The organism is Lentibacter sp. XHP0401 (genome assembly GCF_025751535.1).
In the GTDB taxonomy this organism is placed as follows: Bacteria; Pseudomonadota; Alphaproteobacteria; order Rhodobacterales; family Rhodobacteraceae; genus Lentibacter.
In genome coordinates this window covers 20,386-33,853 of the sequence record NZ_JAOWLC010000007.1, presented here as the reverse complement: position 1 = coordinate 33,853, position 13,468 = coordinate 20,386, and the positions used below count along the sequence as shown (strand labels likewise).

The following is a 13,468-nucleotide window of genomic DNA, read 5'->3' as shown; positions in this document are numbered from 1 at the left end:
GAAGATGCGGAAAGTTTCAATTCTCCTCGCTCTGACTGCTGCAAGCCCCGCTATGGCGGCCAGCAAAAACCCGTTTTCGGGCGATTTCTGGGCGTTTGGCAACACTGACCTGATCGTTACAATCGCATTCTTTGTTTTTATCGGGGTGCTGTTCTACTTCAATGTTCCTGCTATGATTGGCGGAATGCTCGACAAGCGCGCTGAGGGTATCAAAAGCGAGCTCGGCGAGGCGCGAGCGCTGCGCGAAGAGGCCCAGAAAGTTCTGGCCGACTACGAGCGCAAGCAAAAAGAAGTGCAACAGCAAGCAAACCGTATTGTCGAAACGGCAAAGGAAGAAGCCGCGGCAGCTGCAGAGCAGGCCAAGGCTGACATCAAGACCTCAATCGCACGCCGTTTGGCAGCTGCGGAAGACCGTCTTGCCAGTGCCGAAGCTTCGGCTGTGAAAGAGGTGCGTGACAGCGCGATTGTTGTTGCTGTTGCAGCGGCGCGCGATGTTGTTGCCAAGCAGATGACAGCAGCCACGGGCAACCAGCTGATCGATGATGCTATCTCTCAGGTGGAAGCAAAGCTGCACTAAGCTGTGCGAAAATTGCTTATTAAGAACCCGGCTTAAGAGGCCGGGTTTTTTCGTTTTGTGAGACGCGGAGTTTTCAGATATCTCGGTCGTGGTCAAAGCGCAGCTGTGCGATGCTTTCGTTTTTGTCCGATTTGATCTGGTCAGCAAGGGCCGCGTTGACAAAATTGAGATGGGACTCAACTGCCAAACGCGCACCTGTTGGGTCTCGCATTTGTAGGGCGGTGTTGATCTTGCGGTGCTGCTCAAGCAATTCTTCACGTGTTGTATAGAGTTCGAAGATGCGGGCGCGGTTGTAAAAAACACCCTGTGTGAGCAGGTCAAAAATCGAGCGCATCATATGGAGCATGATAACATTGTTGCTGGCCTCGATAATTGACATGTGAAAAGCGGCATCAAGCTCGGCTTCTTTCTGGGCGCCTGTGCGTTTGTCGGCCTTCTCCATACGCTCGAAGGCCTGATTGATGACTTTCAGATCAGTCTCGGAAGCGAGGCGTGCTGCGCGCTCGGCCGCAATTCCTTCAAGGTCGCGGCGGAAGGCGAGGTAATCAAATACCGCATCTTCATGTGTTGAGAAAAGCTCGATCAGTGCATCGGAAAAGGCCGATCCGAGGACATCAGCTACATATACGCCTGAGCCTGCCTTGGAAGTTAGCAGGCCGCGCTCTTGTAGCTCACTTATTGCTTCGCGCAGAGAGGGGCGGGAGACGTGCAGTTTGTCGGCCAGTTCGCGCTCGGAGGGTAGGCGCTCGCCGGGGCGCAGGATGCCACGCAGAACGAGATTTTCGATCTGGTGAACCACGGCGCGGCTGAGCTTTTCGGTCTGAACTGGTTGAAATGGCATGAGTGAACCTTGCTGAAATTGGTAAAATGGTATTACCAAAAATTCCATGCCGCAAGCCTTGGCAAAAAAAAGAGGCGGGCCAGTGATAGCCCGCCTTTTGCTGTGTGAGTGGTGGTATGTTTATTCAGCCGCGACAGGCTTGCCTTCGGGCTGTGCGGCAAAGTGCTGTTTGTTGAGGCGCAGGACCAAAGCGATCATAAGAAACTGCGATGCGATCGCGATGGCTGTGACGCTCCAATAGACGACACCAAACGCTTCGATTGCGCCCGCCCCAACGAGGCCTTTGTTGACGAAGAACTGTAGGAGCACAGAGAAAGCAACGCCGGGGCAAACCAGAGCGTAGGAGCCGGGTGAGGTTTTTGAACCGAAGACGAAGTCGTTGAAATAGCCTTGGCGGCGCAGAACGGTTAAGCCGAGCAGAAGGAAGACAACTTGAACGGCGACCATTTGTGAAAGCCATACCATGGTTGAACCTGCATCGGCATGGGAGCCGAATGTTGTGTGCAAGCCGTGATTCTGGCGGAGAAACAGAATCGACAGGATTGTCACGATAGGCACGATGACCATCAGGGTTGGGCCTGATTCACGGGCTGTGCCGTGCTGGAGCATCGAACTGAAGGCTGTGATAAGAGCGACGACAGTGTAGATGAGCGACGCTACGGCGAAGAAAGTCGAGAGCATCAGCGAGATGGCAACTGTTGCCGGGACCAGAGACATGGACGCGGGGGCTGAAAAGCCGACACCGACCATGGCCAAAGCAAACGCAGGTAAGAGCTGCGCGAAGCTGTTATGGGCTGTCACATCAAAAAGACCACCTTCGCTGAGAACACGGCCAAGGAAATCACCGATGAGGCGGAGTGCCCAAACCCCAAGCGCACCAAAGGCGACGAGGGCTAGGGGGAAGAGATATTCGATAACCGACCAGAGGCCCGGCACAAAGACAAGCCCGACGATAAAGAGCGCGTTGACTGTCATGGCTGTGGCGAGGGGCGCCGCAAGCAAGGTTGTTTCTGCGTTAGAGGTGCGCAGCTTGGCGTAGGCTTCGGTTTTTTGAAACCGCGAGAGCGCGCCAAAGTTCCAGATGAGATACTTTACATTGAGAAAGGTCATTGCCGCGATACCGAGAACGGCAACGGCAATAGCGACTTGAAGCGGGGTAGACCCGTTTGTGAAGGCGGTTGTGATATCAGCAAAGTTGGGAACAGGGCGGCCTTCGTGAGGCACCCAGAACATCAGATACATGAAGAAAGTAACGGCCAAGCCGCCAGCGCCAAGGGCACCGAGGAAGTAAAGCGGGGTGTAGGTATCAGCAGGTTTGCGTTGCATGAGATGATTCCTTGTTTCGAGTTGTGGAATACATAACACATTCCAATATTGGAATACAATAGGAATCCCATTTACCTGTTGTTAACCATGTCTGGGTAAAAGCCGTGGTATGAGATATATTTTGATATTGGCGGTCCTTTTGATGGGCTGCGATACGGCGAGCCCGGCTTTTAGGGGCGTTGAAGCACAGCGCATCACTGTGGGGCAGAGCACTTTTGATATTCGCGTGAGAGAGAATCGTGCAGAGGCGATCCGTATCAACAGCGAGTGGGCTCCGCGTATGGCCGCAGTTGAGCCTCGGGCACGGGCCGCAATCGCGAAAGTGTCCGGCTGTGAAGTGAAGCGGCTTCGCGGCGATCAGGCGATGATGGTTGCCGACCTTAAATGTGGAGAGAGTGCGGTGCCGCTTGCGCCGCAAGAGCCGCTGACCTGCGAACTTGATGGAAAGCCGCGAGCGCTGCCGGGTGAAGTCTTCATTGATTTGAGCTGTGAGTAGAGCCTCACGGCGAACGACTGGCGTTTAACGGTTGCTGCGGTTGTCCAACTCGCGCTGTCTGCGTTCCTCAACGTCTTGAGGTGTTCCACCGCTTGGGATGTTGCCGTTAGAGCCACCAAAGATACCTTCCAGAAGTTGCTCCACGGCGGTTTGTGTCTGGCCTCCGGTGCCTTGATCAGAAACGGGACCGAGCGGCTGACCTTCATTTGGATCGGGCGTGCGCATGGGAAGGACATGGGATGGCTGGCCCTCGTGCACGCGTTTCATGGCGTCTTGCCAGATTTCGGCAGGCAGGCCCGAGCCTGTGACGCCTGTGAGCGGGGTGTTATCGTCATAGCCAAGCCATACACCCGCGACGTAGTCGGCCGTGAAGCCGATAAAAAGAGCGTCTTTGGCGGACTGGGATGTGCCTGTTTTACCGGCGGCATCACGGCCCGGGAGCTTGGCGCGTCGGCCTGTGCCTTCGGTGATGACCTTGTTCATCATCCAAATCAGCTCTTCTGCTGTTTCTTGACGGATCACGCGTTCGCCGATACCGCCTGTGGCGCTCATGAGCGGGTCTTCATTGCCCAGGAGCTTTAGCTCGACAAGGCCGTAGGGAGTAACCGCGCTGCCGCCGTTGAGGATGCCTGCGTAAGCGCCTGTCATTTCCAGCAAGCTAGATTCGGATGCGCCAAGCGCGAGAGCCGGGCCTTGGGCGAGGTCGGATTCGATTCCGAAGTCGGCGGCGACTTTGCGCACCGTTTCAAGGCCGACTTCTTCGGCGAGTTTTACGGCGGGGATATTGTAGGAATACTTGAGTGCATCAGTGAGTGTGACTGTGCCATGAAACTTTCTATCGTAGTTGTTCGGACAGTATTCGCCCGATCCGGGAACTCTGGTGCAATAGGGCGCATCTTCTATCAGATCGAAGGGGGAGCGCCCCATATCAAGCGCTGCGGCGTAGACAAAGGGCTTGAACGAAGACCCGGGCTGGCGCTTGGCCATGGTCGCACGATTGAATGCGCCTGACACTTGCGTTTGCCGTCCGCCGACCATGGCGCGCACGGCACCATCGGCTGACATGATTACAATTGCGGCCTGAGCTTTGGAGCCTTCGCGCACTTTGGTTTCGAAAATTTCTTTCATCGCGGCCTCGGCCGCGCGTTGGACGCGCTGGTCGAGGGTGGTGCGGATGATCACATCTTCTGTCGTGTCACGCATGAAAAAGTCGGGGCCCGTTGTCATGACCCAATCGGCAAAGTAGCCACCGGCTTTGGCTTGGGCGGCTTGTGAAAGGGTCGCGGGATTGTTCTGGGCATCACGGGCCTCGGCGGAGGAGAGGTAGCCCTGTTCTTCCATGAGGCGCACAACCGTTGCAGCACGCTCCTGACTGCGCTCAAGATCGTTTGTGGGGGCAAAGCGCGTGGGGGCGACCAGTAGGCCCGCAAGCATGGCCGCTTCGTTGGCGGCTACTTCTGCGGCGGATTTACCGAAGTAGCGCTGGGCTGCAGCTTCAAAGCCGCGTGCCCCTGCGCCGAGGAAGGCGCGGTTGATGTAGACGGTCAGGATTTCGTTTTTGGTGTATCTCACCTCCATCGCCATGGCGTAGATCGCTTCTTTCGCTTTGCGAGCGAGCGAACCTTGGCGGCAGTCGGCTTCATAGTCGGCTTCATTTTTCCATTTCGCAGGGTCGAAGGGGACGCCGAGGCAAATGAGCTTGGCTGTTTGTTGTGTGAGTGTTGAACCGCCATGGCCAGAAAGCGGGCCGCGGCCTTCGCGCAGGTTGATCCGGACTGCTGACGCGATGCCACGCGGGCTGAGACCGAAATGAGAGTAAAAGCGTTTGTCTTCGGTGGCGACAATGGCGTTTTTGAGGTGAGGAGACACGGAGGAAGCAGTGACTGCCCCGCCGAACTGGTCACCGCGCCACGCGAACACCTTGCCAGATGCATCCAAGAGAGTGACAGAGCCGCGTGCTCGTCCGTCAAAGAGTTGCTCGACCGGCGGTAGGGTGAGCGAGACATAGCCGATGGCCAACCCCAGAATGAGGGTGCAGATCAATGTCATGCGCCAGCCGAAGCCCCAGATGATACGGAATATCCAGCCAATCATGCCGTAAAGCACCCGGCGGATTGGCCCGCGAGTGGGCTTTGTGGGCTTGCGCTTGGCGGGCGCACGTTTTTTGGGCGCGGCCTTTTTCGCGGCTGCGGCTTTGTTGGTATAGCGGCGCTCGGCGACAAGCGGCGGCTTTTTACGTCCTGAATTACTCATGATCTTGCCCTGCTCGGAGCCTCGGTTTTCACCGACCTTACAGGGCCAGCCAGAAAATGTAGAGGGGAAAGACGTGACGGCAGCCTCATCGCAGCGCACATTTTTTACGCAAACTGCACAAAATCTGCGGAAATTTTCAGAGTCTGCCGCTTTTTGAGACGTTGAAAGAGTGCTCAGGCTTCTTTCTGAGCCGCCCCGCGGAAATGCTGCGAGTGCAAAGTGCTGCCACTGAGCAGCTTACAGAAGGGGACCAAGAGGTGAAACTCATTATAGCTACGATCAAGCCTTACAAGCTTGAAGACGTGCGCGAAGCGCTGACGGGGATTGGCGTGCGCGGCATGATGGTGAGCGAGATCAAGGGATTTGGGGCGCAATCTGGCCACACCGAGATTTACCGCGGAGCTGAATATGCCGTGAACTATGTTCCGAAGATCAAACTCGAGATCGCTGTGCCTGCGGATATGGCCGACAGCATCGTCGAAACCATCACCAATACTGCACGCACCGGCAAGATCGGTGACGGCAAAATTTTTGTGCTTGATCTTGCGCAGGCAGTGCGCGTGCGGACAGGCGAGACAGGACCAGAAGCGCTTTAAGCGCGGGGAAAGGGAATAATCATGACAAAGAAACTGACATATTTGCTGGGAGCCGCTGCAACGCTTCTACCAGCCGCAGCCATGGCGCAAGACGCTGCAGTGCTGCCTATTAGCGCCGAAGTCGGCTTCATTTTTAACACCTTTATGTTCCTTGTCGCGGGCTTTCTCGTGTTTTGGATGGCTGCTGGCTTCGCCATGCTGGAAGCGGGCCTTGTGCGTTCGAAGAACGTGACGATGCAGCTCACAAAGAACATTGCGCTCTTCTCGATTGCTGCGCTGACTTACTATGCCATCGGTTACAACTTGATGTATCCAGGTGACGGCTGGAGCATTGACGGCATTTTGGGTGCATTTGGCATGACATCTCTTGAGCCTGTTGGCCTTGAAGGTGCCGAGCCTGATTTGACATATGCTTCTGTTGGTTCGGACTTCTTCTTCCAGCTTATGTTCTGCGCAACCACTGCTTCGATCGTTTCGGGCACACTTGCCGAGCGCATCAAACTGTGGCCGTTCCTTGCCTTCGTTGTCGTTCTGACGGCATTCATCTACCCGATCCAGGCATCCTGGAAATGGGGCGGTGGCTTCCTTGACGGCATGGGCTTCCTTGATTTCGCCGGTTCAACTGTTGTTCACTCGGTTGGTGGCTGGGCTGCTCTTGCAGGCGCGCTTATCCTCGGGCCACGTCTTGGTAAATACACCAAAGAGGGCCGCACTGTTCCGTTCATGGGCTCAAACCTGCCGCTCGCAACGTTGGGCACGTTTATTCTGTGGCTCGGCTGGTTCGGCTTTAACGGCGGTTCGCAGCTTTACATGAACACTGCAGGCCAGGTCGGCGACATCAGCCGCATCTTCGCCAACACCAACACAGCTGCGGCTGGCGGTGCGGTTGCAGCGCTTATTCTGACACAGCTTCTCTACAAGAAGGTCGACTTGACCATGGTGCTTAATGGCGCGCTTGCCGGTTTGGTTTCCATCACGGCTGAGCCGCTGACGCCAACCCTTGGGTCCGCGACATTGATCGGTATGGTTGGCGGCGTTATCGTTGTCTTCGCTGTGCCCTTCCTCGACAAGCTGAAGATCGATGATGTTGTCGGCGCGATCCCTGTTCACCTCTTTGCAGGTATCTGGGGCACAATCGCTGTTGTCTTTACCAACTCTGACGCGAGCCTGATGGTTCAGTTGACATCAATCGCTGTTGTTGGCGTCTTTGTCTTCGTTGTCTCTGCAGTGATTTGGTTCTTGCTGAAAGCAACAGTCGGTATTCGTGCAAGCGAAGAAGACGAAATCATGGGTCTGGATATGGCCGAACTCGGTATGGAAGCTTACCCGGAGTTTTCTAAAGGCTAAACTAACCTAAAGAGCATTGGGGCCAGCCAGAGGTAATCTGGCTGGCCCTTTCTGTTGCGTGGTTTCTCTCATAGTCGAATCGCGCGAGCTTATGCTAAGTCTTGCGGCATGTCCGAGCCACGCCCCAATATAAGCCAAAATCACCCTGTGATACGTCAGTTGGATGATGCCGCGATCAACCGTATCGCGGCGGGTGAAGTTGTGGAACGCCCTGCTTCGGCGGTGAAAGAACTTATCGAAAACGCGATTGATGCGGGGGCGTCTCGTATCCGGGTTGAGGTGGCCGATGGGGGCAAGACCCTCATTCGGGTGGTGGATGACGGCTGCGGGATGTCAGGGGAGGATCTGCCGTTGGCGCTGTCACGTCATGCGACCTCAAAGATTGACGGTTCTGACCTGCTCAACATCCATACTTTCGGCTTTCGCGGTGAGGCGCTGCCTTCGCTTGGGGCTGTCGGGCGGCTTAGCATTGCGTCGCGCGCCAAAGGGCAGGAAGGCGCGAGTGTTGAGGTATCGGGAGGCGTGATGGGCTCGGTAAAGCCCGCTGCTTTGGCGGGGGGGACCCGTGTTGAGCTGCGCGATATTTTCTATGCGACGCCTGCACGGCTCAAGTTCATGCGCTCTGACCGTGCCGAAATGCAAGCGATTGCCGATGTGGTGAAACGGCTCGCGATGGCGGAGCCTTATGTCGGGTTTAGCCTTGCTGATATTTCCGGTGGTGGCGAGGCACGGATGAAGTTTCGCGTTGAGCCGGAGACCGGTGATATGTTTGCGGCACTTCACGGGCGGCTGGCGCAAGTTATGGGCCGGGAGTTTGCGCAGAATGCGCTGGAGATCGAGGCGGAGCGCGAAGGGATAATGCTGACGGGATATGCGGCTTTGCCGACCTATTCGCGGGGCAGTGCTGTGGCGCAGTTTTTCTTTGTGAACGAGCGGCCTGTGCGCGACAAGCTACTGATCGGAGCGTTGCGCGGTGCGTATTCCGATTTTCTCAGCCGCGACCGGCACCCTGCCGTAGCGCTCTTTGTCTCCTGTGCGCCCAATCTGGTGGATGTGAATGTGCACCCCGCCAAGTCGGAGGTGCGTTTTCGCGACCCGGGGCAGGTGCGCGGCCTGATTGTGAGCGCTCTGAAACATGCGTTGGCGGAGGCCGGGCATCGCGCGAGCTCGACCGTTGCTGATGCGGCTTTGGGGGCGATGCGGCCCGAGGTTTTGGAGCCGCGTGTTTATCAGATGGATCGGCCTTATGCAGGACCGAGCTATAGCGCGCCTAGTGCCGGTTTCGCCGAGATGGCAGGCGGATATTCTGCTCGGGTTGAGCCAGTTACGGCCGTTGACGAGCAGCCTCTGGAGGCACTGCCCTTGGGGGCTGCGCGGGCGCAGGTGCATGAGAACTATATCGTTGCACAGACCGAGACCGGTATGATTTTGGTTGATCAACACGCGGCCCACGAGCGGCTTGTATATGAACGGCTCAAAAAGCAAATGGCCGAGAATGGCGTGCGGGCGCAGGCTCTATTGATTCCTGAAATTGTGAATATGAGTGAGGGTGATTGCGCACTTTTGTTGGAGGCAGCGGAAGACTTGGCAAAGCTGGGGCTGACTCTTGAACCCTTTGGTGGCGGCGCTGTTGCCGTGCGCGAGACGCCGGCCATTCTGGGAGAAGTCAACGCTGAGGCAATGCTGCGGGATATTGTAGACGAGTTGACTGATGGCGGCACGACCTCGACGGTGAAAGACAAGCTGGAGGCGGTGTTGAGCCGCGTGGCATGCCATGGCTCGATCCGCTCGGGGCGACGGATGCGCGCCGAGGAGATGAACGCGCTTTTGCGCGAGATGGAAGCAACGCCGCATTCGGGCCAGTGCAACCACGGACGGCCGACTTATATAGAGTTGAAACTGAGCGATATCGAGAGACTTTTCGGGCGCACATGATTGAGATTGCCGGACTTCAGATTGCTGAAATGCACTTGCTTTTGGGCGGGCTCGCCCTTTTGTTTCTGCTTTTCTTTATGCTGTTTATGGGGATGCGCTCGGCTGCGCGCTCGGCGCGGATGACCGAGCCTTTGGTGCACCAACTGGGCCACCTTGGGGCGCGGGTGCAGCAGCTTTCGGACGGGCAACAACAGCTTGCGGGCGGACTCAACCACGTGAGTGAAGCGCAGGCGGCCTCTCAGGCTAACATGCTGCAACTTATGGAAAAACGGCTTGCCGATGTGAGCGGCAAAATGAACGAAAACCTGTTGGGATCAGCTAGGAGCACAGCCAAATCGCTTGGCGAACTACAGCAACGGTTGGTGGCGATTGATAAGGCGCAGGATAATATCACCAAACTGTCGGGTGATGTGTTGAGCCTTCAAGACATCTTGAGCAATAAGCAGACGCGGGGTGCGTTCGGGGAAATCCAGCTCACAGATATTGTGACCAAAGCGCTCCCGAGCGACGCTTACAAAATGCAGGCGACGTTAAGCAACGGCAAGAGAGCTGATTGTCTGATTCATTTGCCGAACCCGCCCGGACCGATTGTTATCGATGCGAAATTCCCACTGGAAGCCTATGAAGCGCTGCGCCGTGCAGACAACGACTGGCAGTTGAACGAGGCGGCGAAGATGCTGCGCGTTTCGATTAAAAAGCACATCAGGGACATATCGGAGAAGTATATTCTGGATGGCGAAACCGCGGATGGCGCGCTGATGTTTTTGCCCTCGGAGGCGATTTATGCGGAGCTTCACGCGAATTTCCCCGAACTGGTGCGAGAAGGGTTTGCCGCGAAAGTCTGGATTGTCTCGCCGACCACTTGTATGGCGACTCTGAATACGATGCGGGCAATTTTGAAAGATGCACGGATGCGCGAGCAAGCCGGAGCTATCAGGCGAGAGCTGGGACTGTTGTTTGCCGATGTAGACAGGCTGGGAAATCGTGTTGAAAATCTTGATCGCCATTTTCATCAGGCGGCGAAGGATATCTCTGACATAAAAGTATCGGCTGACAAAGCCGGACGGCGGGCCAAGCGGCTGGATAACTTTGACTTTGAAGAGCTTGCGCCGGAAAACCCGACTGTGGTTCCGATTAAAGCGCCTGACTGAGCTTGAGATAGATCAAGGATTGAGTGCGAGAAACCTATCAATGTGCTATGAGTGCGCTGACAGGAGAACCAGATATGCTTGAAATCAGTATCAATAAAATTGCCCAGATTATTCTGATGTCACGGGAACTGGACCGCGCAAAGGCCGAGCTTGCCGGGTTTTTCGAGACACTACGTGAGGAAGAGCTGACCGACCTTGTGGCTGTTATGTGGATTGGCCGCGGCAGCTTTGAGCCGGAGGAGCTTGAAGAGGCACGGGCCACGGCAATAGCCGAGGCGACTGTGCCGACGCCCGATTATCTGCTTGGAACACCGCATCTTTCGGACCATCTGGAAAACGGCCTTGAGGCGCTGGGGCTTTCTGCTTCGGATGAAGAAGACGATCTTATCCGTAAGGGATGAGGGGTCGAATTGCTTTGCAATCCGACCAACTGGGGGGCTAGCCCCCCAGACCCCCCAGGATACTTAGGGCAATAAGAAAGTACGGGCTTAGGCCAAGTGATCGACTATTTGCAGGTGTTGAGCGAGTTTGTCGACCTCGGAGAGCCATTCTTCTACGAGTTTCGGGTCGTGTGGAGCGGGGTGAACACCAGCGCCGATCTGGTGGTTGGCAACTGCTTTGACAGCCAGTGAGACGGGGATTGAAACCAAGCGGGCCATGGCCGTGCCGCGCGCGTCGCCGGATGCGTCCATGACATAGGTTTTGTTGTAAACGGGGGCGCCGTCTTTTTCGGCTTTGAGGCCAACGCACATGACGACGCGGTCGGGCTCGCCTTCGTCGTAGGCGTTGTCATTCCAGAAACCATCGGACATCTCCTTCAGGCGAGCGTCGCCTTCGGGACCAGTGAGCGTTTCGATTTCGGTGAAAACATCTGCCCACGCATCTTTCCAGCCGTTGAGACGAAGTGTGCCACGCACGAACTCTTTGACGCGCCAGTTTTCTTCAAAGTGGTAGTCGGCCATGAAGGGCAGGCTGTCACGGTTCGGGTAGACCTCGAAAGTTTCGGGAAGGGGCAGTGGTGCGTCGTAGGAGCTGATCGCATCCCACGGGCGTGAGACGTTGAGTTCGGTGTAGTTTTTGATCGATTTGGACGGTGAGCGCAGAGCTTTGAGCACGCCGAGGGGCGACCAACTGAATTTGTAGCGGAAGGGGTTGGGGTGCTTCGGGATGCCGCCGCAATAGGAGATGAAGGTGATATCATTGCCGACGTCGTAAGCGTCGCTTGCGCGGTAATCGGCTACGAGGTTGTGGGCCATGAGGTGATCAATCCCCGGATCGAGGCCGACTTCGTTGACGGAAGTGAGGCCAGCCTTGCGGAAGGCTTCATCCAGCGCGCGCATTTCCGGTGCGATGTAACTTGAGCTGACGAAGTTTGCGCCTTTGGAAAGGCACATTTCGGCCAGAGGCACATGCCAGTCACCCGGCAGCATGGAAACGACGATATCGCCCTTGGCTGTGGCGGCTGTGATTGCGTCCATATCAAAGGCGCGGATGTCTTTTGCGATGTCGCCGACGGCCTCTTGCGCCTTGGCGGCTGTGCGGTTCCAGACCACAACGTCGTTGCCTTCTTCAATCAGTTTACGAAGGCCAGGGATGGCCGAGAGGCCTGTGCCGCACCAGTGGATTGTCATGTTTTCAGTCCCTTACTTGTATTTCAGTTTTGCGGCAACGATTACAGTAACCGCAATGATTGCGCAAATATTTGCAGCAATGATTGGCCAGTCAGTGACCATAAGCCCGTAGAGTAACCAGAGTGATACCGTTGTGAGAAACAACAGGTTTGAGACCAGTGATATGCCGGAGGTGTCACGCGTGCTCCATGCTTTCCAAGCCTGGGGTATCCAGCAGACTGTGCCAAGAGTTGCGGCAAGGTAGCCGACGTAGAGTGCCGATGTCATAGCTTTGATATATGCTCTACGAAATCGGCCTCGGCGCGGGCCCAGACGCCTTTGCCAAGCTCGCCCAGCGTGAGCAGTGAGGGCAAAAGCTGGCTTGCGAAGTCTTCAGAGCTTTCGAGCGGGAGCATGGAGGGCAGGTTGTCGATCGCCATTACATCAAGTGGGGGCGTATCGTGGACGCGCACGGCGGGGGCTTCCCATGTTGTGGCTTCCGAGTACACGGGAACCGGGTTGTAATCACTATCGGGGTCGCAGGCGACATCGCCGATGGCTGTGAGCTTGCGAGAGGCTTCTTTGGCCGAGAGCGGGACGAACTGTGGGGTGCCGGGGCGCGCGAGGATACAGTTGATGAAGATGTCATGCGTAAGGATTTCGGGGAAGGGGCCGCCGCTGGCGGTTTCGGCCATATCCCATTTGGTAACTTTGACGCTCATCGCTTCCAGCAGGTCTGACGCACCCGTGCCGACGCGCCCGAGTGCGCCGATGACGATAGCGCTTGGGGTTTCTTTGAGCTCGGCGCGGAGTTCATCAAGGAGCGCATCTTTGTTGGGGTAGGCGCCTACAGGTGGACAGAGCGCACCGCTTTGTTGCGCGATCCATGTTTTAAGCGTGACCGCTGCGCCGGCGAAGCCCGCCCAGTAGCCGAAAGCGGCGACACGGCGGCCTGTTTCATCGACGAGATATTCAAGGTCGTAAAGTGTGCCGCCGCCCGCCCTGAAGCGCTCAAGCAGGGCTTTGCCTGAAAATTGCCCCTTGTAGGCGTGGCCGAACATAATGTGACGATGCGGCAGGGGTGTGCCGTCTTCGGGTAGCTCCTTGAGGCCGAAGATGATCGCGTCATGCGGAGCTGTTGGCCAGCTGTTTTCAGGCGCGATCTCGGCACCGGCGTCGATGTAGCCTTGCAGGGGAATGGCACGCACAGAGCTTTCTTCGACGGTGAGGCGGATGCCTGCATTAATCAGAGCTTTGGCGCCTTGGGGGGTGAGGCCGACTCGCTCTTCGTGGGGGCGCTGTTCGGCTCTGAGCCAGAGATGGGTCATAGTTTGCT

General features: G+C 56.6%; 13 protein-coding genes. 7 read left to right on the top strand and 6 right to left on the bottom strand.

Annotated elements, in window-relative coordinates:
• The first annotated feature begins 4 nt into the window (after positions 1–4).
• Complete coding sequence (locus tag OE750_RS10220) at positions 5–577, top strand: F0F1 ATP synthase subunit B (RefSeq protein WP_263764082.1); 573 nt, start codon at positions 5–7, stop codon at positions 575–577.
• A 73-nt stretch (positions 578–650) separates the two neighbouring features.
• Here OE750_RS10220 and OE750_RS10215 read toward each other — a convergent pair whose 3' ends face one another.
• Both OE750_RS10215 and OE750_RS10210 read right to left on the bottom strand, forming a co-directional pair.
• Positions 651–1,418: a FadR/GntR family transcriptional regulator gene (locus tag OE750_RS10215; protein WP_263764081.1), complete on the bottom strand. Its 768-nt coding sequence runs from the start codon at positions 1,416–1,418 to the stop codon at positions 651–653.
• Positions 1,419–1,538: 120 nt separating this feature from the next.
• A complete protein-coding gene (locus OE750_RS10210) occupies positions 1,539–2,744 on the bottom strand; it encodes a TsoY family (seleno)protein (RefSeq protein ID WP_263764080.1) in 1,206 nt (401 codons plus the stop codon).
• 226 nt (positions 2,745–2,970) lie between these two features.
• On the opposite strand from OE750_RS10210, the gene OE750_RS10205 reads away from it, so the two are divergent.
• A complete protein-coding gene (locus OE750_RS10205; protein WP_263764079.1) occupies positions 2,971–3,240 on the top strand; it encodes a hypothetical protein in 270 nt (89 codons plus the stop codon).
• Between the two features lie 24 nt (positions 3,241–3,264).
• Here the strand turns inward: OE750_RS10205 and OE750_RS10200 are convergent, their stop codons facing one another.
• Positions 3,265–5,493, bottom strand: a complete 2,229-nt coding sequence (locus OE750_RS10200; RefSeq protein ID WP_263764077.1) for a transglycosylase domain-containing protein — start codon at positions 5,491–5,493, stop codon at positions 3,265–3,267.
• A 257-nt stretch (positions 5,494–5,750) separates the two neighbouring features.
• Here OE750_RS10200 and OE750_RS10195 point away from each other — a divergent pair, with 257 nt between their 5' ends.
• From OE750_RS10195 to OE750_RS10175, 5 genes are all read left to right on the top strand, one after another.
• Positions 5,751–6,089 (top strand): P-II family nitrogen regulator, encoded by a 339-nt coding sequence (locus OE750_RS10195; RefSeq protein ID WP_263764076.1) that lies wholly within the window; start codon positions 5,751–5,753, stop codon positions 6,087–6,089.
• 21 nt (positions 6,090–6,110) lie between these two features.
• Positions 6,111–7,436: an ammonium transporter gene (locus OE750_RS10190; RefSeq protein WP_263764075.1), complete on the top strand. Its 1,326-nt coding sequence runs from the start codon at positions 6,111–6,113 to the stop codon at positions 7,434–7,436.
• Positions 7,437–7,544: 108 nt separating this feature from the next.
• Positions 7,545–9,371 carry a DNA mismatch repair endonuclease MutL gene (gene mutL / locus OE750_RS10185; protein WP_263764074.1) on the top strand — a complete coding sequence of 609 codons (1,827 nt, stop codon included), beginning with the start codon at positions 7,545–7,547 and terminating at the stop codon, positions 9,369–9,371.
• On the top strand, positions 9,368–10,522 hold the full coding sequence (locus tag OE750_RS10180; protein ID WP_263764073.1) for a DNA recombination protein RmuC: 1,155 nt from the start codon (positions 9,368–9,370) through the stop codon (positions 10,520–10,522). The genes mutL and OE750_RS10180 overlap by 4 nt, the downstream gene beginning before the upstream one ends.
• A 74-nt stretch (positions 10,523–10,596) precedes the next feature.
• Entirely contained in the window at positions 10,597–10,923 is a 327-nt protein-coding gene (locus OE750_RS10175; protein WP_263764072.1) for a DUF3775 domain-containing protein, read from the top strand.
• Positions 10,924–11,010: 87 nt separating this feature from the next.
• Here the strand turns inward: OE750_RS10175 and OE750_RS10170 are convergent, their stop codons facing one another.
• Genes OE750_RS10170 through OE750_RS10160 form a run of 3 tightly spaced genes read right to left on the bottom strand, consistent with a single transcriptional unit; the run spans position 11,011 to position 13,460 of the window.
• A complete protein-coding gene (locus tag OE750_RS10170) occupies positions 11,011–12,153 on the bottom strand; it encodes a saccharopine dehydrogenase family protein (RefSeq protein WP_263764071.1) in 1,143 nt (380 codons plus the stop codon).
• Positions 12,154–12,165: 12 nt separating this feature from the next.
• Positions 12,166–12,420, bottom strand: a complete 255-nt coding sequence (locus OE750_RS10165; RefSeq protein WP_263764070.1) for a SemiSWEET family sugar transporter — start codon at positions 12,418–12,420, stop codon at positions 12,166–12,168.
• The gene (locus tag OE750_RS10160) at positions 12,417–13,460 is read right to left on the bottom strand and encodes a saccharopine dehydrogenase (RefSeq protein WP_263764069.1); all 1,044 of its coding nucleotides are present in this window, start codon (positions 13,458–13,460) and stop codon (positions 12,417–12,419) included. The genes OE750_RS10165 and OE750_RS10160 overlap by 4 nt, the downstream gene beginning before the upstream one ends.
• Positions 13,461–13,468 lie beyond the last annotated feature (8 nt).

Excerpts from the sequence above, each read along its gene's own strand:
- OE750_RS10220 (WP_263764082.1), top strand. The coding sequence starts at position 5 with ATGCGGAAAGTTTCAATTCTCCTCGCTCTGACTGCTGCAAGCCCCGCT.
- OE750_RS10215 (WP_263764081.1), bottom strand. The coding sequence starts at position 1,418 with ATGCCATTTCAACCAGTTCAGACCGAAAAGCTCAGCCGCGCCGTGGTT.
- OE750_RS10210 (WP_263764080.1), bottom strand. The coding sequence starts at position 2,744 with ATGCAACGCAAACCTGCTGATACCTACACCCCGCTTTACTTCCTCGGT.
- OE750_RS10200 (WP_263764077.1), bottom strand. The coding sequence starts at position 5,493 with ATGAGTAATTCAGGACGTAAAAAGCCGCCGCTTGTCGCCGAGCGCCGC.
- OE750_RS10190 (WP_263764075.1), top strand. The coding sequence starts at position 6,111 with ATGACAAAGAAACTGACATATTTGCTGGGAGCCGCTGCAACGCTTCTA.
- mutL (WP_263764074.1), top strand. The coding sequence starts at position 7,545 with ATGTCCGAGCCACGCCCCAATATAAGCCAAAATCACCCTGTGATACGT.
- OE750_RS10180 (WP_263764073.1), top strand. The coding sequence starts at position 9,368 with ATGATTGAGATTGCCGGACTTCAGATTGCTGAAATGCACTTGCTTTTG.
- OE750_RS10175 (WP_263764072.1), top strand. The coding sequence starts at position 10,597 with ATGCTTGAAATCAGTATCAATAAAATTGCCCAGATTATTCTGATGTCA.
- OE750_RS10170 (WP_263764071.1), bottom strand. The coding sequence starts at position 12,153 with ATGACAATCCACTGGTGCGGCACAGGCCTCTCGGCCATCCCTGGCCTT.
- OE750_RS10165 (WP_263764070.1), bottom strand. The coding sequence starts at position 12,420 with ATGACATCGGCACTCTACGTCGGCTACCTTGCCGCAACTCTTGGCACA.
- OE750_RS10160 (WP_263764069.1), bottom strand. The coding sequence starts at position 13,460 with ATGACCCATCTCTGGCTCAGAGCCGAACAGCGCCCCCACGAAGAGCGA.